At 60.7% G+C, this 18,430-nt stretch carries 20 protein-coding genes and 2 pseudogenes; 12 read left to right on the forward strand and 10 right to left on the reverse strand.

Annotated features, from left to right (window positions below):
- Positions 1-61: 61 nt before the first annotated feature.
- Positions 62-856 carry a serine hydrolase gene (locus tag P3C50_RS06275; RefSeq protein WP_275545302.1) on the reverse strand — a complete coding sequence of 265 codons (795 nt, stop codon included), beginning with the start codon at positions 854-856 and terminating at the stop codon, positions 62-64.
- Between the two features lie 43 nt (positions 857-899).
- Between P3C50_RS06275 and P3C50_RS06280 the strand changes: the two genes are divergently transcribed.
- The 4 genes and pseudogenes from P3C50_RS06280 to P3C50_RS06295 all read left to right on the forward strand — a co-directional run.
- Entirely contained in the window at positions 900-1,382 is a 483-nt protein-coding gene (locus P3C50_RS06280) for a hypothetical protein (protein ID WP_275545303.1), read from the forward strand.
- 432 nt (positions 1,383-1,814) lie between these two features.
- The gene (locus P3C50_RS06285) at positions 1,815-2,198 is read left to right on the forward strand and encodes a YidH family protein (protein WP_197859082.1); all 384 of its coding nucleotides are present in this window, start codon (positions 1,815-1,817) and stop codon (positions 2,196-2,198) included.
- Entirely contained in the window at positions 2,191-2,484 is a 294-nt protein-coding gene (locus P3C50_RS06290; RefSeq protein WP_275545304.1) for a DUF202 domain-containing protein, read from the forward strand. The genes P3C50_RS06285 and P3C50_RS06290 overlap by 8 nt, the downstream gene beginning before the upstream one ends.
- Before the next feature lie 26 nt (positions 2,485-2,510).
- A pseudogene (locus P3C50_RS06295) lies at positions 2,511-2,732 on the forward strand (site-specific integrase); the annotation flags it as partial.
- A 181-nt stretch (positions 2,733-2,913) separates the two neighbouring features.
- Here P3C50_RS06295 and P3C50_RS06300 read toward each other — a convergent pair.
- The 3 genes from P3C50_RS06300 to P3C50_RS06310 all read right to left on the reverse strand — a co-directional run bounded on the left by P3C50_RS06300 (position 2,914) and on the right by P3C50_RS06310 (position 4,429).
- Positions 2,914-3,681 (reverse strand): hypothetical protein, encoded by a 768-nt coding sequence (locus P3C50_RS06300; RefSeq protein ID WP_275545305.1) that lies wholly within the window; start codon positions 3,679-3,681, stop codon positions 2,914-2,916.
- Between the two features lie 111 nt (positions 3,682-3,792).
- On the reverse strand, positions 3,793-4,149 hold the full coding sequence (locus P3C50_RS06305) for a hypothetical protein (RefSeq protein ID WP_275545306.1): 357 nt from the start codon (positions 4,147-4,149) through the stop codon (positions 3,793-3,795).
- A gap of 88 nt (positions 4,150-4,237) precedes the next feature.
- Positions 4,238-4,429, reverse strand: coding sequence for a hypothetical protein (locus P3C50_RS06310; protein WP_275545307.1), 192 nt, complete (start codon positions 4,427-4,429; stop codon positions 4,238-4,240).
- A 309-nt stretch (positions 4,430-4,738) separates the two neighbouring features.
- Here P3C50_RS06310 and P3C50_RS24170 point away from each other — a divergent pair.
- From P3C50_RS24170 to P3C50_RS06320, 4 genes and pseudogenes are all read left to right on the forward strand, one after another.
- Positions 4,739-4,828: pseudogene (locus P3C50_RS24170) on the forward strand (hypothetical protein); the annotation flags it as partial.
- A gap of 3 nt (positions 4,829-4,831) precedes the next feature.
- Complete coding sequence (locus P3C50_RS06315; RefSeq protein ID WP_343252183.1) at positions 4,832-5,659, forward strand: tyrosine-type recombinase/integrase; 828 nt, start codon at positions 4,832-4,834, stop codon at positions 5,657-5,659.
- A gap of 51 nt (positions 5,660-5,710) precedes the next feature.
- Entirely contained in the window at positions 5,711-5,851 is a 141-nt protein-coding gene (locus P3C50_RS24175; protein WP_343252181.1) for an integrase, read from the forward strand.
- 34 nt (positions 5,852-5,885) lie between these two features.
- A complete protein-coding gene (locus P3C50_RS06320) occupies positions 5,886-7,472 on the forward strand; it encodes an ABC-F family ATPase (protein WP_275545308.1) in 1,587 nt (528 codons plus the stop codon).
- Between the two features lie 80 nt (positions 7,473-7,552).
- Here P3C50_RS06320 and P3C50_RS06325 read toward each other — a convergent pair whose 3' ends face one another.
- Both P3C50_RS06325 and P3C50_RS06330 read right to left on the reverse strand, forming a co-directional pair.
- A complete protein-coding gene (locus P3C50_RS06325; RefSeq protein ID WP_275545309.1) occupies positions 7,553-9,235 on the reverse strand; it encodes a methyl-accepting chemotaxis protein in 1,683 nt (560 codons plus the stop codon).
- Positions 9,236-9,348: 113 nt separating this feature from the next.
- Entirely contained in the window at positions 9,349-10,668 is a 1,320-nt protein-coding gene (locus P3C50_RS06330) for a Na+/H+ antiporter family protein (RefSeq protein ID WP_275545310.1), read from the reverse strand.
- Between the two features lie 182 nt (positions 10,669-10,850).
- Here P3C50_RS06330 and P3C50_RS06335 point away from each other — a divergent pair, with 182 nt between their 5' ends.
- Both P3C50_RS06335 and P3C50_RS06340 read left to right on the forward strand, forming a co-directional pair.
- On the forward strand, positions 10,851-12,995 hold the full coding sequence (locus P3C50_RS06335; protein ID WP_275545311.1) for a methyl-accepting chemotaxis protein: 2,145 nt from the start codon (positions 10,851-10,853) through the stop codon (positions 12,993-12,995).
- A gap of 87 nt (positions 12,996-13,082) precedes the next feature.
- Complete coding sequence (locus P3C50_RS06340; protein ID WP_275545312.1) at positions 13,083-13,679, forward strand: NADPH-dependent FMN reductase; 597 nt, start codon at positions 13,083-13,085, stop codon at positions 13,677-13,679.
- A gap of 135 nt (positions 13,680-13,814) precedes the next feature.
- Here the strand turns inward: P3C50_RS06340 and P3C50_RS06345 are convergent, their stop codons facing one another.
- The 4 genes from P3C50_RS06345 to P3C50_RS06360 are packed head-to-tail and all read right to left on the reverse strand — an operon-like array spanning position 13,815 to position 16,415.
- Positions 13,815-15,128, reverse strand: a complete 1,314-nt coding sequence (locus P3C50_RS06345; protein WP_275545313.1) for an ATP-binding protein — start codon at positions 15,126-15,128, stop codon at positions 13,815-13,817.
- Positions 15,125-15,793: a response regulator transcription factor gene (locus tag P3C50_RS06350; protein WP_197859072.1), complete on the reverse strand. Its 669-nt coding sequence runs from the start codon at positions 15,791-15,793 to the stop codon at positions 15,125-15,127. The genes P3C50_RS06345 and P3C50_RS06350 overlap by 4 nt, the downstream gene beginning before the upstream one ends.
- A complete protein-coding gene (locus P3C50_RS06355; RefSeq protein WP_275545314.1) occupies positions 15,793-16,107 on the reverse strand; it encodes a PepSY domain-containing protein in 315 nt (104 codons plus the stop codon). Before P3C50_RS06355 ends, P3C50_RS06350 begins: the two co-directional genes overlap by 1 nt.
- The gene (locus P3C50_RS06360) at positions 16,107-16,415 is read right to left on the reverse strand and encodes a PepSY domain-containing protein (protein WP_197859070.1); all 309 of its coding nucleotides are present in this window, start codon (positions 16,413-16,415) and stop codon (positions 16,107-16,109) included. Before P3C50_RS06360 ends, P3C50_RS06355 begins: the two co-directional genes overlap by 1 nt.
- Before the next feature lie 145 nt (positions 16,416-16,560).
- Here P3C50_RS06360 and P3C50_RS06365 point away from each other — a divergent pair, with 145 nt between their 5' ends.
- Together P3C50_RS06365 and queD are read left to right on the forward strand one after the other, a co-directional pair.
- Positions 16,561-17,640 carry a patatin-like phospholipase family protein gene (locus P3C50_RS06365; protein WP_275545315.1) on the forward strand — a complete coding sequence of 360 codons (1,080 nt, stop codon included), beginning with the start codon at positions 16,561-16,563 and terminating at the stop codon, positions 17,638-17,640.
- A gap of 100 nt (positions 17,641-17,740) precedes the next feature.
- Positions 17,741-18,097: a 6-carboxytetrahydropterin synthase QueD gene (gene queD, locus P3C50_RS06370; RefSeq protein WP_275545316.1), complete on the forward strand. Its 357-nt coding sequence runs from the start codon at positions 17,741-17,743 to the stop codon at positions 18,095-18,097.
- The last annotated feature ends 333 nt before the right edge of the window (positions 18,098-18,430 follow it).

The raw sequence follows: 18,430 nt of genomic DNA on the forward strand, positions 1-18,430 counted from the left end.
AATGGCCCGCCGATGCGCAGTGGCCTGCGCGGTTCGTTTGCGGGTGGGTGCAACGTGTCGGTTAGTGCGGCAAGGCGTCGAGCACCGCGCTGACCATGTTGTTGAAGGTGACAGGCGAGTCGATCGCTCGCGACGCCACCTTGGCGGGTCCGTCCGCGCTGGTTGCACGGCGTGCCTGATCAGGCGTTGCCGACAGCTTGACGATCACCACCTCGCGCCGGGGGTTGAGGTAGATCTTCTGGCCGAAACGCCCGCTGGCCTCCAGCGAACCGTCGCCATCGTTCTTCTGCAGCCAGTAGTTGCGGTAGGTGTAGCCGGGACGACCAGGCGCCAGGTTGCCGCTGGCGAACAGCTCCTGGTCGCCCGCCTGCAGCAGGCTGCGCACACCCTGATTGAAGCTGTCGCCCGGCACGTCACGCGCCAACTCGCGGCGAACCAGTTCGGCGAAACGTGCGGTGTCGCGCAGGTTGCTACTGATGCCGCCGCTGGCCATTTCAGTGCCCAACTCATCCACCTGAACGTAGGCATCGTCCTGGGCAAAGCGCGACCAGATTCGCGCCTCCACCAATTGACTCCAGTTCTGCCCCGAGATACGCCGCAATGCCCAGGCCAGAGCTTCCGGAGAGCCGTTCTGGTAGAAGAACAGAGGCTGTGGCGAGGCCGCTTGGGCCACCTTGGCCACGCGCAGGAAGGAATAGATATCGGCCGGCATCTGCGGCTTGCGCGGGATCAGACCGGTCGCGGCGAACAGCCCGAGGTCCGGCGGCACATGCTCGGGGTAGGTCACCGCCACCTGCATGTCGAGGTTCTGCTGCACCGTGGCCTCGCCGAAGGGCGTACCCGCTAGTTCCGGCACGTACTGGGCGAGTCTGGCATTGGGATCGAGCAGGCCTTCGGCGATGGAACTGCGCCGCCAGCAGGCCGGTCACCGACTTGGTCATGGAGGCCCAGATGTGCGGTTGGCGGGCCTCGAAGCCGTCGTCGTAGCGCTCGAACACGATCGCGCCGCGGTGCAGCACGATCAGACCGTCGGTGACGGTTTCGCGCAGGTAGCCATCGAGTGTGAGCGTCTCGTCGCCGGCCGCGAACTGCAGACCATCGAGCGCCAGGGCGGAACCGGCCGCCAAGGCCAGCGGCGTTTGCGCACGGGGGATGTTGCGTGTCGGCGAAACCTCGCGGGCATGACGCATGGACCAGCGCAGGTAAGGGGGCAGGAAGGCATTGGCTTTGTTCACACGCATCTCCACGGCTGGCGGAAACCCTTGCATCACATCGCCGTCAGCAGGACTCGCCGCCAAAGCTGGAGGCAAGGCACCCAGGAGGGAAAAGGGCAGGCCCTTGAGCAGACCTCGCAGAAGCGAGGCGAACTGGGGCTGGGGTAGAGCTACGCTTGGTCTCATTGTTGTTGTCCCAATGACGGAGTGATCCCGAAAGAACTCCCGGACGATGCTATCCAAGCGTTTTCAACAAGAACTAATAGAACTGTGCGATGCAGGGCATGCCTTTTTGGAATAGGTCAGTGAGCCGTGACGACTGCGACCCATACCATCGCCCTTCCAACGAAACTCGCCGGCTTCGACCTATTCCATAGTTTTATGGTGCGCATAGGACTCTTGTATTGGGTGCTCAAAAGATTATCTGACTAGCATCGGCTTCCATGCGATCGACGAAGTGAACGACTGACCATCAGGGCCAAGCTCCCAGACCGTTTAATCGGCACGGACGGGCCAATCTCGTCGGGTATGAAGATCGCAAAGAACATGCTTCTGCGGCCGCCCCCGCCGCCAGGTAACCATCCCACCTTCCGGTGCTCCATGATTCCAGTTTCCTTTCGCAAGCCTCTCGCACAGACACTGCTCGGCGGTGAAGAGCCCGACCCACGCTTCACCCTGGCCAACGAGCGCACCTTTCTGGCCTGGGCGCGTACCGCGCTGGCTTTGCTCGGCGGCGGCATAGCCGTGGAGACCTTCGCCAGCCATGCCTTCGAGCCCTGGCTGCGTCTGTGCATCACCCTCAGCCTACTGTCGCTCAGCTTGCTGCTTAGCGTTGGCGCATGCCTGCGCTGGCTGACCGTGGAGCGCGCCCTGCGTCATCGCCGCGCCCTCCCCCTTCCGGCATTGGTCCCCACCCTGACGATCAGTGGCTGCCTCGTAGCGCTGCTGCTGTTGACCCTTTTCTGGCTGCACGGCCATGGTTGATCCGGGCCTGCAGGCCGAACGCACCGAGTTGGCATGGCGACGAACACAGCTGTCACTGTTGGTGATCGCCTGCCTGATGCTACGTGGGGTACATCCGGCACCAATGATGCTGGCACTGGCCACGGCCCTGACCCTCTGGAGTGGTCAACGGCAGCGCTATCTTCAAAGTCTCGCCATGTTGTTCGACGAGCGAGGCAGAGCGAGGTGCGCGATAATCTTGAGCACCGCCCTGGTACTCACTGGTCTGAATCTTTTGACGATCGGGACGGTTCTGGCAGGCATCTGAGAGACGCGGACGTACCAGAGCCGAGCATCCGCTATAGGAGGCCATACAACTGCAGCCACACGTATGAGACAATCTGCGTGATATCAGGCCTGAACCCCGCCTTTATTGCTCAGCAGCTTGGCCATTTCGTGCAGAGGCTGCTCTCAACGTATGCGCGCTGGATCAACTCCACTTCGGATTGGGGCGAGCTAGACAAGCTCGAAATCGGTATCGGCCCAACCCAGCGTCTCCAAGTTATTGATAGGTAAGCCCTTTGATTTCCACCACTAACATCACCATGCGATTTTTCATGGTGTTGACGGGTGGTTGATGCGTAGATTTATGCGGCTTTGTAGGTGGTAGCCCCGGCCTGTTTGATATGTTCGAGCCTGAGCAGCAGACCGGGCGGCGCAGATGGACATGCTGATGAATGAACCTGCGGCTTGATGCTTATTTTTTGAAAGTCATTACTCTGACAAGCTCCAATACAGCAGACTCAACAATTCCTGACAGCGGATAATTAGGCTTCCGCCAAGGATCGACTAACGCGACTGCAGACAAAAGCGCACAAACTATCCCCAGTTGATTAAGTAGCTGGGCATCGCAAGACTTGATCTCTACGGGAACTGCGTTATCGCTGGCATAAAGCAACTTGTTTCTGAGGTTGGCTCTTTGTTTAATTACACCATGAACCTCCTGAATATATTTTTTCTTGAGCCTGACTCGAACTATGTCACCAATCATCTCTTGCAGAGTTTGCTGTCCCTGAGTGATCAGATGAAGCGGAGGCCTAGGGTGCACCGCAAAATCTTGGGCTTTCAGCGGCAACACGATTTCCATAGCAGGGCGCCCAGGATCATTAGTGAGTTTTATAATGGGCAGATGAAATGGAAAGCCCTCGCGCTTAAAGTTGTCACCAACCCAATCTAGGACGCCTTTAATGAAGACTATTACACCCGCTTTACTTGCATGATTATAGAAGTGAAGATTCTCGCTTTTTGGATAGCCTTGTGCCTGAAGGGAGGCAATGAGTGATGTTGCGGCCTCTTCTTCGGCGCATATAGATCGAAATACAGCCATGTGCATATCAGAGTCTTTTAACTCCCAAGCCTTTCGAATATGCGCAATGGCACTGAGGCCAGCGTACTTTACCCGCCCTTCGCATGCACCAAGCATTTTTTCAAACCAATCGAGCTGCTTCGAATCAGCCTCATTCACTATCTGTTCATCTCGCTTTTAAACAGCATGGGTATTGATGCCGAACAGCAAATACGCGTACCCGGCCTGTTCGATCTGCTCGAGGATGAACAGCAGACTGGGGTGGCGTGATTATTTATCGGAAAACCAAGCACTCAACGCGACCAATACCAAGGACACATGATGACTATTGGCAAGCCCAACACGCGGCCACTTATGAATATTGTTTGTTTTAACCGGCCGCCCAGTTTGTTGGCGTAGCTGATCTATCTGCTGCTGTAGAGTCTCTAGATTCAGCCCCGTAGCCGCCGACAAACCGCTGGCTTCGAATGCTAACTCGGCGAGATTTCCATCGGCTATATCCCGTGAATATGCCGTGAGCAGACCTTTCCCGCGAGCCCGATAGCGAACTCCGTTTCCGCTATCCAGCTTTTCACCTCTCCCGATGATCGTCTCCAGCTCTACTTGGAGATCACTGAATAACACCATGGAGGAACCTCCCAGCCGCCTGAAGGTTGTAGCGGCGCAGATTTACATGCTGATGGATGTGCCGGCGGCGTGATCCATGCCGTTAGTTTCAGATCAATCGATCCAGATACTCGCACGCCTTTGACTTCTGCTCCGGGCCTCCGAGCCCATCGCTCCCAAGCAAAGAGGCCCTAACCGAGCCTTTGATCTGATGAATGAAGGTGCCATTGAGGGTGCTGTCTTTGAGCATCGCTTTAACCAAATGCTCTAACACTGCAATCCTGATTTCTACGTCTTCCATACGTCACTCCCTGTACCCGGCCCCATGCCAGCAATCCGACACTACCCCACAAACCCTCTGTAACGCCACCTGGCGAGGTATCTCCATGCCCAACGAATACGGACTCGACACCGACTACTTCGTTCGCCTCGGCACAACACCAAAAGCGTTAGAGGCCCGCCGCGCGCGGTCAAATCCCAGAAGGTGTCTGGCGAAAAATAGGCAGCCGTATTTGGTACAGGGTCAGGAGATACGACGATTGGCAAGAAAGCCTTTGACCTTCCCCGAGGCCTTGAATTACGGGGGCGACACCCTCCGCATCCGCTTCCAATGAGTGGTAAACGCTGCTCCGAATCCCTTACCTACCACACAACGCAAGCGGGCATCGCGGCAGCCTCACGTTTACGTGATCAGGTAGTACAGATGATCAAGCTCGGGGTCTTCAATGAGCAGAAGTACTCCGAGCTATTCCCCCTCTCCTCCAATGCCGCACCGGGCATAGCTCAGGGTTTCGGCCAGTACGAGCAAGTCTGGCTGGATAGCCGCTCGATCACCGAAGGCACACGCGACAACTACAAGTCGGTGCTGAACGTGTGGTGGATGCCACATCTTGCAGCAACTCCTCTCTCACATCTGACAACCGCGTTCATACGCGAGCTGGTGGTGCGTATTCCCTGGACATCCGACGGCGTGAAAGCCAACGCAATGTCGAAGCTGAGCACCATTCTTGAGTCGGCGGTCAGCGACAAGCTGATCGCGGTGAACCCCATGGCGGATCTGGACATCCCCGAGCGAAAAGATGCCAAAGTCGACCCTTTCAGCCAGGAAGAGGCAGACTGGATCATCGCTCAGCTCTACGCTACCGAGCACTGGCCAAGCCAGATATACGCTGCTTTCTTCGAGTTCGCCTTCTACTCAGGCATGCGCCCAGGCGAAATTGCTGCCCTACGCTGGGACGAAATCAATTTCGAGAAGCGCATGGTTCACGTCTGTCGAACCGTCGTGAAAAAGCAGATCGCCGAGCGTACCAAAACCAAGAAAAACCGCTACGTGCTGCTGAATGAGCGAGCCCTTCACGCGCTGGAGGTCGCCAAGACCTACTGCGAACGGCGAGCCAGCAGCAAGCAGGGGCGCGTCAAAGAGTTTCCCTTCTGCTTCCCCCCTAGCAAGGGCAGTGCGTTCATCCAACAGACGAGTGACCTGCACCATCAGTGGCGTCCAACCTTAAAGGCGCTGGGTATTCGTTACTGACCCCCGTACAATGCGCGCCACACTTACGCGACCATGTGCTTGATAGCAGGCATGAAGCCCGCATTCATCGCCAAGCAGCTCGGCCATTCGATTCAGATTTTGCTGGCTCGATATGCGCGCTGGCTGGATGGCGCCAGCGACTGGGCGGAAATGGAAAAACTCACATTTGCCCCAAAAGTGCCCCAAGCATAAACGCACCACTCTGAAACACGCGAGATAGAGCCCTTTGATTTCCACCGCTAACATCACCATGCAGTTTGGCGCCAAGCCGCTGTTCGAGAACGTTTCCGTCAAGTTCAACAACGGCAACCGCTACGGCCTGATCGGCGCCAACGGCTGCGGCAAGTCGACCTTCATGAAGATCCTCGGCGGTGATCTGGAGCCGTCGGCCGGCCAGGTGATGCTCGAGCCGAACGTACGCCTGGGCAAGCTGCGCCAGGATCAGTTCGCCTACGAAGAATTCAATGTGATCGACACCGTGATTATGGGCCATGCGGAGCTGTGGAAGGTCAAGGCCGAGCGCGACCGCATCTACTCGCTGCCGGAAATGAGCGAAGAAGACGGCATGAAGGTCGGCGAGCTCGAAGGCGAGTTCGCCGAGATGGACGGCTACACCGCCGAGTCCCGTGCCGGCGAGCTGCTGCTTGGCCTGGGCATTCCGCTGGAACAGCATTTCGGTCCGATGAGCGAAGTCGCGCCCGGCTGGAAGCTGCGCGTGCTGCTGGCCCAGGCGCTGTTCGCCGACCCGGACGTGCTGCTGCTCGACGAGCCGACCAACCACCTGGACATCAACACCATCCGCTGGCTGGAAGCGATCCTCACGGCGCGTAACAGCACCATGATCATCATTTCCCACGACCGTCACTTCCTCAACGCGGTCTGCACCCACATGGCTGACTTGGATTACGGCGAGCTGCGCCTGTTCCCGGGCAACTACGACGAGTACATGACGGCCTCGACTCAGGCTCGCGAGCAGCTGCTGGCCGACAACGCCAAGAAGAAGGCGCAGATCGCCGAACTGCAGACCTTCGTCAGCCGCTTCTCGGCCAACGCCTCCAAGGCCAAGCAGGCCACCAGCCGAGCCAAGCAGATCGACAAGATCCAGCTCGCCGAGGTCAAGCCGTCGAGCCGCGTCAGCCCGTTCATCCGCTTCGACCAGAACAAGAAGCTGCATCGCCAGGCGGTGACCATCGAGAAGCTGTCCAAGGCCTTCGATGACAAGGTGCTGTTCAAGAACTTCGGTTTCCAGGTCGAAGCAGGCGAGCGCGTGGCCATCATCGGCCCCAACGGCATCGGCAAGACCACCCTGCTGCGCACCCTGGTCGGTGAAATGACCCCGGACGCCGGCAGCGTGAAGTGGACCGACAGCGCCGAGGTGGGCTACTACGCCCAGGATCACGCCCACGATTTCGAGGCCGACGAAACCCTGTTCGAGTGGATGGGCCAGTGGACCAGCGGTGAGCAGAACATCCGCGCCGCCCTGGGCCGCATGCTGTTCTCCTCCGACGAGATTCAGAAGTCGGTCAAGGTGCTCTCCGGTGGTGAACAGGGCCGCATGCTGTTCGGCAAGCTGGCCTGCCAGAAGCCCAACGTGCTGGTGATGGACGAACCGACCAACCACCTGGACATGGAGTCGATCGAGGCGCTCAACCTAGCGCTGGAGAACTACCCGGGCACGCTGATCTTCGTCAGCCACGACCGCGAGTTCGTCAGCTCCCTGGCCACGCGCATCATCGAGCTGTCGGACAACGGCGTGACCGATTTCAGTGGCACCTACGATGATTATCTGCGCAGCCAGGGCATCATCGTCTGAGGTCTGCTGCAGAATGACAAAGCCCGCTTTTGCGGGCTTTGTTGTTTCTGCAAACAGCCTGGCAACAGGCGCGCTCCGACTCAGATGCGGAACTGACGCACCAGTGCCCCGAGGCGGTCGCCCAGGCCAGCCAGACTGCGTGCCGTCTGCGCACCACGCTCGGTTTCATCGGCGACGCTGTCCACGGCCACCGCGATCTGATGCACGCTGCGATTGATCTCCTCGGCCACCGCCGTCTGCTCCTCGGCGGCACTGGCAATCTGCGCGTTCATGGCGTTGATGGTGGCGATCAACTGGGCGATGGCGTCGAGCGACTCGCCGGCCTTGTTGGCCTGTTCGCTGGTCAGCTCGCCGGCATCGCTGGAACGGCGCATTGAAGTCACCGACTCAAGCGTGCCCTGCTGCAGGCGGTCGATCATGCCCTGAATTTCCTGGGTGCTCTGCTGGGTACGGCTAGCCAGCGCCCGCACCTCATCGGCGACCACGGCGAAACCACGCCCGGCCTCGCCGGCACGCGCCGCTTCGATGGCGGCGTTGAGCGCCAGCAGGTTGGTCTGCTCGGCGATGGAACGGATCACGTCAAGCACGCTGACGATCGACTGCACATCCTGCTGCAGGCTGTCGAGCGACACGCCACTGCTTCGGATGTCCTCGACCAGTGAGTGAATGCGCTGGATGCTGCCGTCGACCACGCTTTTGGCCGCCTGACCTTCGCGGTCAGTCTGCTGCGCAGCCTCGGCGGCGTTCTGCGCGCTCTTGGCCACTTCGTGAGCGGCAGCCGACATCTCGTTGATCGCCGTAGCCACCTGATCGGTTTCGTGGCGCTGCTGCCCCATCGCCTGCTCCGAACGCTGCGCCTGCTCCGCCACCTGACTCACCAGGCCGGTAAGTTGCCCGGTCATCTCCACGATCTGCCGCACCAAGTCATGGATCTTCTCGACAAAGCGGTTGAAGGAGCCGGCCAACTCGCCCAGTTCGTCCTGATTGGTAACCGGCAAGCGCCGGGTCAGGTCACCCTCGCCAGCGGCGATATCGTCGAGATTGGCCTTGATCTGCTGCAGCGGCCGCAGGAACGCATTGCCCAGCCATACGCCAATCACACCGAACACCACCAGCAGAATCGCCGCCACCACCACGATGCTGGTGATGATGGTGCCGATGCGCTCATCGATATCGTCTTCGACCTCCCTGATCCCCGCTTCGACGCCGTCGAGGTTGAGCGCCGTACCGACGGCCATGTCCCATTTTGGCAGGTAGTAGCTGTAGGCGAGCTTGGGCACCATCACCGACTCGTTGCCCGGCAGCGGCGAGGAATAGTTGACGAAGTAGCTGTTGTTCTTCGCCACGTTGACCAGTTCACGGTTGATATACACCCCGTTCGGGTCGCGGCGGTCGGCCAGGCTCTTGCCGACGTCCACGGGGCTATCGCCGCGGAACAGGCGCACCACGTTGGAGTCGTGGCCGAAGAAATAGCCATCGGCGCCATATTTGATCTTGGAGAGGATGGCGATGGCCTGTTCGCGACTGGCCATGTCGCCTTGTGCTGCCCCATCGTAAAGCCCCTTCACCGAGCCAAGGGCGATCTGCATGTAGTGCTCGAGCTCGCTGCGCTTTTCCTGCAGCAGACGCTCGCGCGTCTCTGCCACCTCGTCGGCCGCCAGGCTCTGCAATACCTTGGCCGCCGTGCCACTGAGCACCAGCGCAAAGAGGATGACGGGAACCAGCGCAAGCAGTATCACCTTGGTTTTCAATGTGAGGCGCATTCTTGTTGTCCTTTTATGCGGAACAAAAAACGGGGCTACCGGTATATCGGCAGCCCCGTGGAAGAATTAAGCGACCCAAGGCGCCGAGAACTTAATCCGGCGCATTCACGCCTTTACAGGAGCATAGCGGCCGCCCAGCCGAACGCCAGCAGCGGCAGGTTGTAGTGCAGGAAGGTCGGCACCACGCTGTCCCAGATGTGGTTGTGCTGGCCATCGGCGTTGAGCCCCGAGGTTGGCCCGAGGGTGGAGTCCGATGCCGGTGAGCCGGCATCGCCCAGCGCGCCGGCAGTCCCGACGATGGAGACGATGGCCAGCGGGCTGAAACCCAGCTGCACACCAAGCGGCACGAAGATCGCCGCAATGATCGGGATGGTGGAAAAGGAAGAGCCGATGCCCATGGTCACCAGCAACCCGACCAGCAGCATCAGCAGTGCGCCGACCGCCTTGTTGTGGCCGATCAAGGCTGCCGAGCTGTCGACCAGTGTCTGCACCTCGCCGGTGGTCTTCATCACCTCGGCGAAGCCGGCCGCGGCGATCATGATGAAGCCGATCATGGCCATCATCTTCATGCCTTCGGTGAACAGGCCGTCCGCCTCTTTCCAGCGCACCACGCCGGATACCGAGAAGATCACGAAGCCGACCAGCGCGCCGATGATCATCGAGTCCAGCCACAGCTGCACGACGAAAGCCGCGGCGATGGCCAGCCCCGCAACCAGCAGGCTCAGCGGATTGTACTGGGCATCCACGCGCTCGCTCTGTGCGACCTTTTCCAGGTCATACACGCGCTTGCCGCGATAACTGAACAGCACCGCCACGAGCAGGCCGAAGAGCATGCCCAGCGCCGGAATGGCCATAGCCTGAGTGATGCTGATACCGGTGACATCGACACCGGACTTGGCCACGTTGGCCAATAGGATCTCGTTGAGGAAGATGCCGCCAAAGCCAACCGGCAGAAACATGTACGGCGTGATCAGGCCGAAGGTCAGCACACAGGCGATCAGACGACGGTCGAGCTGCAACTTGCTCAACACGTAGAGCAACGGCGGTACCAGCAACGGAATGAAGGCGATGTGGATCGGCAGCAGGTTCTGCGAGGAGATCGCGACCGCCAGCAGCAACGCGATCAGCAGCCATTTCAACGCCCCGCCCCTACCGTCCTGCTGCTTGTCGACCAGCGCCAGCGCGCGATCCGCTAGCGCATGCGCCAGGCCGGATTTGGCGATGGCAACAGCGAAAGCACCGAGCAGTGCGTAGGACAGCGCAACCGTAGCCCCGCCACCCAGCCCCTGGTTGAACGCCTTCAGCGTGCCTTCGATACCCAGCCCGCCGAGCAGGCCGCCGGCCAGTGCGCCGATGATCAGTGCCACGACCACGTGTACGCGACAGAGACTGAGGGCCAGCATGATGCCGACCGCGGCGATTACAGCGTTCATAAACACTCCACCTGCACAACGCAAAAAGCCGCGTACTGTGCCGCATGCGGACTATCCTGTCAAAATCGACGATCGTTCAGAATTCAAAGCGAAGCGTGCACAATCCCGAGCGCACACCAATCGATCAAGAATGCCCGACGCATACCGATAACCGTACTGGTCCATGTAGAAAGGAACGCACCATGCTGTTCAGTCGTCTTTCGATCCAATGGAAGATCACCCTGCTCGCCGGCCTATGCCTACTCGCCATCGTCACCTTGCTGGTGGGTGCCTCGCAGTATCAGTCCAGCCGCAGCGCCGGCCTGGTGCGCGAGGCCAGCTCCAGCATGCTCGAGGAAAGCGCCAAGCTGCGCCTGAAGGCGCGCAGCGAATTACAGGCCATCCGCATTCAGCGCTACTTCATGGACGCCTATCAGTACGGCAAGGGATTTTCCCGGCAGATTCTGTTCCTGCGCGAACAGGCTGAGAAACGCTTCCTTGACGCGTTCGACCTGCGCGAGGACCTGACTCGCCAGGTACGCAGCAGCCTGGAAGCCAATCCGGACCTGCTCGGCCTGTATCTGGTATTCGAGCCCAACGCCCTGGATGGTAAGGATGAGCTGTTCGCCGACCAAGCCGATCTCGGCAGCAATGAACGCGGACGCTTCGCCCTGTACTGGGCGCAGCCCACCGTCGGCCAGCTGGAAGCCGAGGCGATGAACGAAGAGTTGCTCGGCGACACCACGCCCGGTGACAACGGCATTGCCTACAACGCCTGGTATACCTGCCCGCGCGAAACGCGCCAGCCCTGCGTACTGGAACCGTATTACGACGACGTCGACGGACAAAGGACGTTGATGACCAGCATCGCTTTCCCGCTGGAGCTCGAAGGCAAAATCATCGGCGTGATGGGCGTGGATATCAGCCTGGCCAGCCTGCAGCAAATCAGCCAGGAGGCCAACAGTGACCTGTATAGCGGGCTAGGCCACGTCAGCATCTTCAGCCCCGGCGCGCTGCTTGCCGGGCACAGCCGTGACGCGGGCCTGCTCAGTCAGCCCGTTGATCGCGCGTTCCCGGATCAGGCCAACGAACTGCGCGGCCTGATTCAAAGCGGCAGCGCTGCCGAATTGAAGCATGGCGATATGCTCCGCGAACTGAGCCCTTTCAAGCCGATTCCCGAGTCCAGACCCTGGACAGTTCTGCTTGAAGTTCCTCAGAGCGTCCTGCTCGAGCGCGCGACCAAACTGGGCGCTCAACTGGATGCGAACCGCGCCAGCGACAGCCTCGCAGCGCTGCTGATAGGCCTTGGCGCCGGGCTGGCCGGGCTTGTACTGATGTGGCTGACGGCGCGCGGCGTGACACGGCCGATTCTCGGCGTAGCCGCCATGCTCAAGGATATCGCCAGCGGCGAAGGCGACCTGACCCGCCGCCTGCAGTACGCCAGGCAGGATGAACTGGGCGAACTGGCCGGCTGGTTCAACCGCTTCCTCGACAAACTGCAGCCGATCATCGCCGACGTGAAGCGCAGCGTGCTCGATGCCCGCGGTACCGCCGACAAGTCAGCGGCCATCGCCAGCCAGACCAGCGCCGGCATGCAGCAGCAGTACCGCGAAGTCGACCAGGTGGCGACCGCCTTCCAGGAGATGAGCGCCACTGCGCAGGATGTCGCGCACAACGCCGCACAGGCCGCAGAAGCGGCGCGCAACGCCGACCAGGCCAGCCGCGAAGGCCTGCAGGTGATCGACCGCACCACCAGCACCATCGACCTGCTGGCCAATGAAATGAACGTGGCCATGCAGGAAGTCGAAGGCCTGGCCAGCAGCAGTGAGCAGATCGGTTCGGTGCTCGAGGTGATTCGCTCGATTGCCGAGCAGACCAACCTTCTCGCCCTCAACGCCGCCATCGAAGCCGCACGCGCCGGTGAAGCCGGGCGCGGTTTTGCCGTGGTCGCCGACGAAGTGCGCAACCTGGCCAAACGCACCCAGGATTCGGTCGGGGAAATTCGCCAAGTGATCGAAGGCCTGCAGAGCGGCACCCGCGAAGTGGTCAGCACCATGCACAGCAGTCATCGTCAGGCCCAGGGCAGCGTCGAGCAGGTGCAGCAGGCCGTAGCCGCGCTGCAGCGCATCAGCCAGGCGGTCAGCACCATTACCGACATGAACCTGCAGATCGCCAGCGCCGCGGAGGAGCAGAGCTCGGTGGCCGAGGAGATCAACCGCAACGTTGCATCGATCCGCGACGTCACCGAGGCCATCACGGCGCAAGCAGATGAATCGGCACAGGTGAGTCAGAACCTTAACCGGCTGGCAAATCATCAGCAGGGCCTGATGGACCAGTTCCGCGTTTGACGCCAAATCATCCCTGATCTGGCGGCGCTTCCCTTGCAGCGCAGGCAGGCAATCGCCTAGCCTGCGTTCTTTTTTTGGGGAAGCAGCATGCTCAATATCGCCTTGGTCGCCGGCTCCAGCCGGAACAACAGCCAATCAGGAAAGGTCGCTCGCGTACTGCGTCAGCGCCTGATCGAGACGGGCCAAACCACTCAGGACACCAGCAGCATCATCGATCTGGGCCTGGCCCCTCTGCCGCTCTGGCCGGCGGAAGATGCCGGCCCCTGGGGCATGTATCAGCAGCAACTGGCTGCCGCCGATGCGATAGTGATCATCGCCCCGGAGTGGAACGGCATGGCTTGCCCGGCGATCAAGAACTTCTTCATGTACGCCAGCAAGGCCGAGCTTGCGCATAAACCCGGCCTGCTGGTTGGCGTTTCCTCCGGCATTGGCGGCGCCTATCCCATCGGTGAACTGCGCGCCTCCAGCTACAAGAACTGCCGCCTTTGCTACCTGCCGGAGCACCTGATCGTGCGCCAGGTCGAGAAAGTTCTGAACGGTCCGCAACCGGTCGATGACGCCGATGAGCGAATCCGCGCGCGCATCGACTATGCGCTCGACGTACTGGTGCGTTACGGCCATGCCTTGCAGCCGGTGCGCGCGGCCATCAGCTTCGACAATCCGGCCTTCACCAACGGCATGTAAGGGATCGTCTTGCACGTCCCTTAGGGTGGGTTAGCGGCGCTGAACACTGCGTTTGCAGACGCCGGCGAACTTATCGCGCCGCGTAACCCACCAGCGATGCCTCGCCCGGCGCAAGGCCATGAACCCGGCCTCAGCTCAACGCCGGGGCAAGCTGACCATCACCCGCAGCCCACCCAAGGGGCTGTCCTGCAGTTCGATACGGCCGTTCCAGGCCTCGATGATATCGCGCACGATACCCAGGCCCAGGCCATGCCCCGCCACCTGCTCGTCCAGGCGGGTACCGCGGCCAAGCACGGCCTCACGGCGTTCGGCATCGATGCCGGGGCCGTCGTCATCGACGTATAGGCGATAGCCGTCGGCGCTCTCCTCTACTGTCAGTTGCACGCGCTGATCGGCCCATTTGCAGGCGTTGTCCAGCAGGTTGCCGAGCAGCTCCAGCAAGTCCTCACGGTCACGCGGCAGAACCAGATCCGCCGGCGCCTGCCAATCCAGACTCAGGCCACGGTCATGAATCATCGACAAGGTGGCGAACAGTCCCGGCAACTCCTGCGCGCAATCGAAACGCGCCCCCGGCAGCACCTCGCCGGCCAGACGCGCACGCCCCAGTTCGCGGCTCAGACGTTGCTCGATCTGCTCCAGTTGCTCGCGCATGCTTGCGCGCAACGCCGGATGGGCGGCCATCTCCTCACGACCGGCCAGGCTGATCAGCACCGCCAAAGGTGTCTTCAGCGCATGGCCGAGGTTGCCCAGCGCATTACGCGAGCGTTTGAGCGTGTCCTCGGTATGCGCCAACAGGTGGTTAATCTGCGCCACCAGCGATTCCAGCTCCTCGGGCACTTCGGCATCCAGCTCGGTACGCCTGCCCTGCTGCAATTGCACGATTTGCTGACGCACCTGCTCCAGCGGGCGCAACGCGCGGTGCACCGTATAACGCTGCGCCACCAGGATCAGCAGCAATGCGGCCCCCCCTAGGCCGAGACCAACCCACTGCATACGGCGAAAGCTCTGCAGAATCGGTTGGTAGTCCTGTGCCACGCTGATCGACAGATTTTCGCCATAGCGGCGGTAATCGGCGCGGTAAATCAACAGCAACTGACCTTGCGGGCCGTCGCCCAGCTCGGCCTGCATGCCGGCGCCATTGGGTTTGAGCAACTCACGATCCCACAGCGAGCGTGAACGCCAGCTGCGGTCGGAAAAATCGATACGAAAGTAATGCCCGGAGAATTGTCGCTGGAACGAGGGATCGAGGCGTCGCTCATCCAGTTGCAGACCTGAAGGCCCGCGCACCAGCGCCGCCAACAGTCCCTGTGCTTCATCGCGCAGATCTTCTTCCAGGTAGGCACGCAGGCCGCGGTCGAACACCCAGAGGCTGGCCTGCGCCAGAACCAATCCAACCAGCAACAGCGTCGCGGCCAGGCCAATACCGAGCCGACGCTGAATGGACCTCAACCCTGCTCTCCGGTAAAGCGGTAGCCCTGCCCTCGTCGCGTCTCGATCACATTGCGCCCAAGCTTGCCGCGCAGGCGGTTGACGTGCACTTCGATGACATTGGAGTCGCGCTCGGTCTCTCCGTCATACAGGTGGTCGGCAAGATGACTTTTGGAGAGGATTTGGCCGGGATGCAGCATGAAATAGCGCAGAAGGCGAAACTCGGCAGCGGTCAGGTCGACGGCCTCGCCGCCCGAAGTCACGCACTGGCGGCTTTCGTCCAGTTGCAGACCGGCGGCTTCCAGCTGCGGCTGGTTGGCCAGGCCATGGGCACGACGCAGCAACGCCTGGATGCGCAGGGCCAGCTCCTCGGGATGAAAGGGTTTGGTCAGGTAGTCGTCGGCACCGGCTTTCAGCCCCTCAATGCGCTCGGCCCAGGAACCACGGGCGGTGAGTACCAGCACCGGGGTCGCCAAGCCTCCGGCGCGCCATTCCTGCAGCACCTCCAGCCCTGGCTTGCCCGGTAGACCGAGGTCGAGAATGATCAGGTCATAAGGCTCGCTCGCGCCCTGATAGGCTGCGTCACGCCCATCGGCCAGCCAATCCACGGCGTAACCCTGGCGAGTCAGGCTGGCGGTCAGTTCGTCGGCAAGAGGTACATGATCTTCCACCAGCAACAGGCGCATCAGTCGTCTTCCTCATCCTTCAGAATATTGCCGTTGCGGGCATCCAGTTCCAGCTCACGCACCACGCCCAAGGTGGTCAGAATCTCGACTTCATAGACCAGCACGCCGTCTTCCTCCTCCAACTCCGCCTCGAGCAGCGTGGAGCCGGGATAAGCCTTACCGATGTACTGCATCAATAGCTCGAACGGCATGATGATGCCCTCGCGACGCAAGCGCAGGGCCTCGTCCTGGTCGAGATCACGCGCAATGCCTGGGACGCTGGCAAAACCACAGGCCAGCACCAGCAGCAGCGCGGTGGTACGTTGAAACTTCATCAATCGTCCTGGTGGTTCTTGAGAATTTCCCCGGTGCTGGCGTCCAGCTCCAGGTCCCATTTCACGCCTTGAGCGTCGCGCAGTTCCATTTGATAGACATAGCGGCCATATTCATCTTCCAGCTCGGTTTCCTCGATGCGCGCGCCTGGGTGCTGAGCCACGGCGGCTTCATTGAGCTGTTCGAAGGACTTGATGGTACCGGCATCGCGTAGACGCATAGCTTCGTCCGGGCCGAGATCACGCGCCTGGGCAATGGTAGCGGCGCTGACAAGGGTGGCAAGTGCCGCGAGGCTGAGCAATCGTTTCATGGGGTTCTCCAGCAGTGAATCAGTGACTCCCACTCTAGGCCCAGGCACTTAATTCAAGCTGAATTCACTTGCGTCATTCACCGCGTGAAGTGGCTTGGCCTGCTCAATCAGCGCTCTATAATCGCCTGTTCGAAAGGAGGCTTCGATGAGCGCGATCCATATCAAATCCCCTGCCCTGACACTCAAGGCCGGCCCCAGAGCCATGGCAAGAATTCGCCAGGATGGCCTGAGCCCGGCAGACGTTGGCATCCTGCCTGGCGCGGCAGGCGGTCCCAAGGGAATCGGTATTCAGGGACTGGATCTCGCACTGTTCGCTGACTGGCTGCCCCGGGCGCCACGCGAGCGCGCCCTGATCGGTGCCTCGATTGGTTCCTGGCGCTTCGCCAGCGCCTGTCTGCCCGATCCGGCCGCGGGCATTCGACGGCTCGGCGAGCTATATACCTCTCAGCGCTTCGCCAAAGGCGTGAGCATGGCAGACGTATCGGGCAGTTGTCGGCAGATGCTCAACGAGCTGCTCGCAGGCCAGGACGCAGCCATCATCGCCAACCCGCACTATCGCCTGCATATCGTCGTGGTCAAAAGCCATGGCCTGCTACAGCACGATCATCGCGGCAAACTGAGCCTCGGCCTGTCATCGGTGATAGGCAACAACTTGCTAGCCCGCCAACGCCTGGGTCGACATTTCGATCGGGTGATCCTGCATGATGCGCGGCAGACTCCACCTTTGGCGCAGCTCAGCGACTTCCGTTCGCACTTCCACGCGTTGACCGCGGAGAACCTGCGTCACGCTCTGCTGGCATCAGGCTCGATTCCCATGGTGATGGAAGCGATTCGCGAAATACCGGGGCTGGAGCCAGGCGCTTATCGCGATGGCGGCCTGCTCGACTACCACCTCGACCTGCCCTACGACGGCAACGATATAGTCCTCTACCCGCACTTCACTGATCGCGTGATACCGGGCTGGTTCGACAAGAGCATGCCCTGGCGCCGCGGCGACCGTACGCGCCTGCAGAATGCACTGCTGGTTGCTCCTTCACGGGAGTACCTGGCGCGCCTGCCACATGGAAAACTGCCGGATCGTACTGACTTCAAGCGCTACCTGGGCAATGACGATGGACGCGAGCGTTATTGGCGTCAGGCAATGGCCGAAAGCGCCCGACTCGGCGACGAATTTCTCGAACTGGTCGAAAGCGGCCGCCTGGGCGAACGCTTGCAGTCACTTTGATGCACTCGTAGAGCGGGTGATAAGGCGGCTATTGGATCAGACCTGATAAACTGCGCACCTCTCGCCAGCCAGGCGCTATCTTCTACGCGAGCGTTGTTCAGTGGAATTGTTCAAAGAGTTCATCTTCGAGGCGGCTCACCGCCTGCCACACGTACCGCCAGGCCATAAATGCGGCCGCCTGCATGGCCACTCCTTCCGAGTCGCCATCTATATCGAAGGTGAAGTCGACCCCTATACCGGCTGGATTCGCGACTTCTCCGAGATCAAGGCGATCTTCAAGCCGATCTACGAGCAGCTCGACCACAATTACCTGAACGACATCCCCGGCCTGGAAAACCCCACCAGCGAAGTGCTGGCCAAGTGGATCTGGCAGCAGGTCAAACCATTGCTGCCGGAGCTGTCACGCGTGCGCATCCACGAAACCTGCACCAGCGGCTGCGAATACCGCGGCGATTGAGCAAAGCTTACAAACATCAAGGCCACCTTCAAGGTGGCCTTTTTATTCATCCCAGCCGTCCTACCGCTACGTAGGAGCGAGCTCTGCTCGCGAAGCTTACGTAGGTGCCGATACCCTGCGCACCGCAGTGACCGCATTATTGGCGTTGCACGCAGCGCTCCCACGCGATTACAGGAACGCGTTCTGCCGTGCAGTTTTCTGCGCCCCAAAGAAGAAACCCCAGACCGCTTTAGCGATCTGGGGTTTCGTATAGGAGCTTGACGATGACCTACTCTCACATGGTGAAGCACCACACTACCATCGGCGATGCGTCGTTTCACTACTGAGTTCGGG

Origin of the sequence: Pseudomonas sp. Marseille-Q0931, from assembly GCF_940789645.1 — a bacterium.
In the GTDB taxonomy this organism is placed as follows: domain Bacteria; phylum Pseudomonadota; class Gammaproteobacteria; order Pseudomonadales; family Pseudomonadaceae; genus Aquipseudomonas.

Excerpts from the sequence above, each read along its gene's own strand:
- P3C50_RS06280 (WP_275545303.1), top strand. The coding sequence starts at position 900 with ATGGAACTGCGCCGCCAGCAGGCCGGTCACCGACTTGGTCATGGAGGC.
- P3C50_RS06285 (WP_197859082.1), top strand. The coding sequence starts at position 1,815 with ATGATTCCAGTTTCCTTTCGCAAGCCTCTCGCACAGACACTGCTCGGC.
- P3C50_RS06290 (WP_275545304.1), top strand. The coding sequence starts at position 2,191 with ATGGTTGATCCGGGCCTGCAGGCCGAACGCACCGAGTTGGCATGGCGA.
- P3C50_RS06305 (WP_275545306.1), bottom strand. The coding sequence starts at position 4,149 with ATGGTGTTATTCAGTGATCTCCAAGTAGAGCTGGAGACGATCATCGGG.
- P3C50_RS06310 (WP_275545307.1), bottom strand. The coding sequence starts at position 4,429 with ATGGAAGACGTAGAAATCAGGATTGCAGTGTTAGAGCATTTGGTTAAA.
- P3C50_RS06315 (WP_343252183.1), top strand. The coding sequence starts at position 4,832 with ATGATCAAGCTCGGGGTCTTCAATGAGCAGAAGTACTCCGAGCTATTC.
- P3C50_RS24175 (WP_343252181.1), top strand. The coding sequence starts at position 5,711 with ATGAAGCCCGCATTCATCGCCAAGCAGCTCGGCCATTCGATTCAGATT.
- P3C50_RS06325 (WP_275545309.1), bottom strand. The coding sequence starts at position 9,235 with ATGCGCCTCACATTGAAAACCAAGGTGATACTGCTTGCGCTGGTTCCC.
- P3C50_RS06330 (WP_275545310.1), bottom strand. The coding sequence starts at position 10,668 with ATGAACGCTGTAATCGCCGCGGTCGGCATCATGCTGGCCCTCAGTCTC.
- P3C50_RS06335 (WP_275545311.1), top strand. The coding sequence starts at position 10,851 with ATGCTGTTCAGTCGTCTTTCGATCCAATGGAAGATCACCCTGCTCGCC.
- P3C50_RS06340 (WP_275545312.1), top strand. The coding sequence starts at position 13,083 with ATGCTCAATATCGCCTTGGTCGCCGGCTCCAGCCGGAACAACAGCCAA.
- P3C50_RS06350 (WP_197859072.1), bottom strand. The coding sequence starts at position 15,793 with ATGCGCCTGTTGCTGGTGGAAGATCATGTACCTCTTGCCGACGAACTG.
- P3C50_RS06355 (WP_275545314.1), bottom strand. The coding sequence starts at position 16,107 with ATGAAGTTTCAACGTACCACCGCGCTGCTGCTGGTGCTGGCCTGTGGT.
- P3C50_RS06360 (WP_197859070.1), bottom strand. The coding sequence starts at position 16,415 with ATGAAACGATTGCTCAGCCTCGCGGCACTTGCCACCCTTGTCAGCGCC.
- P3C50_RS06365 (WP_275545315.1), top strand. The coding sequence starts at position 16,561 with ATGAGCGCGATCCATATCAAATCCCCTGCCCTGACACTCAAGGCCGGC.